Raw genomic sequence first — 1,233 nt, forward strand, 5'->3', positions numbered from 1 at the left:
ATACCGAACACGGAAGTTAAGCTCTTCAGCGCCGATGGTAGTCGGGGGTTTCCCCCTGTGAGAGTAGGACGCCGCCAAGCAAGTTTAAACCCAGCTCATTGAGCTGGGTTTTTTGTTTGTCAAAAATGAAGAAGAAACTGTGAAGCGTATTTAGGGAATTTCTTTTCTGATACTAATAAAAACTGCTGAATTAACACGTAGTCATCACTTATATGCTGTGTTAATAACTCATACCACCATTCTGTTTCATACCTTGCAATCATCCCAACGTTGTACAAAATCAAATAATGAATTGTCATTTCGGGAAGCCTCAGAAATTGCTCCCTTTGAGAAGGGATATAATATTGGTTCTTTTCCATGTCAAACAATAAGCTGGTCGATGTCCATGGCTCTTTGTCTTGTGGTGAAATTTCGAACAGCAGCCCTTGTTCATTTTTTTTTGTGAAAGACCATTGATAATGATGGGACATGTATTCAGCAAACCTTGAATCAGACATTTTGTAATTGATTACTACTTCCTCCGGTACAAAAATTTCGTTCTTATCCTTCTCAACTTTTGTTATAAATTGTTCTTTCTGCTGAAAGTAGAAAATATCGCTAAGTTCTGGAATGGCCATTAATAATTTTTTCATGGTATACCGTTCATCTACTATATCCGATTGTCCGAATAAATGTTTCATAAAATGTATGCATAGGCCATTCCGTTGTATTTTCACTTCATCGTCGCTAAAACAATAATTTTGTTTCTTTCGTTTTCTTGTTGTTACGCCATGTGCCAGTACTGATGTATGGCTTGGATAATGAGGATCACGTGTAATTAAGCATGCTTTGATAAGCTGTGCCATTCCATAAAATAAAAGAATCGGTTTGATTTCTAAGGGAGAATATGCGGCTTGTTTATAAAACGATTCGGCATGCTTTAAGAAATAAATAAACCGTTCACTGTTTTTAAAAGAGTTTTTTTTCGCATCGTCAATACCGTTTAAGGTATAAACCTTTTCTAGAAATTTCTGGGTTGATTCAACGGAGTAAAATAGCGCTAAGTCTTTCCACTCATGATATGTCATGTATATCTCTTGATCCTTTCCGTTATCTAAATATTTCAACTCTTTCCCGCTTCCTTGACATGCTCTTGGCTAGTTGATAATCTACATATAATATTTTGCCGAAAAGAGGGGGATTTACTAATGTGGGAAAGTAAATTTTCAAAAGAAGGCTTAACGTTCGACGATA

1 protein-coding gene and 1 rRNA gene are annotated in these 1,233 nt (G+C 36.3%); one reads left to right on the forward strand and one right to left on the reverse strand.

Features of this window, described 5'->3' with window-relative positions:
- A 5S ribosomal RNA gene (gene rrf, locus ACWHAR_RS22075) occupies positions 1-80 on the forward strand; the annotation flags it as partial.
- Positions 81-119: 39 nt separating this feature from the next.
- Here the strand turns inward: rrf and ACWHAR_RS22080 are convergent.
- Positions 120-1,067, reverse strand: a complete 948-nt coding sequence (locus tag ACWHAR_RS22080; RefSeq protein ID WP_026113740.1) for a YaaC family protein — start codon at positions 1,065-1,067, stop codon at positions 120-122.
- Positions 1,068-1,233 lie beyond the last annotated feature (166 nt).

Source organism: Bacillus sp. LR--39, from assembly GCF_053613335.1.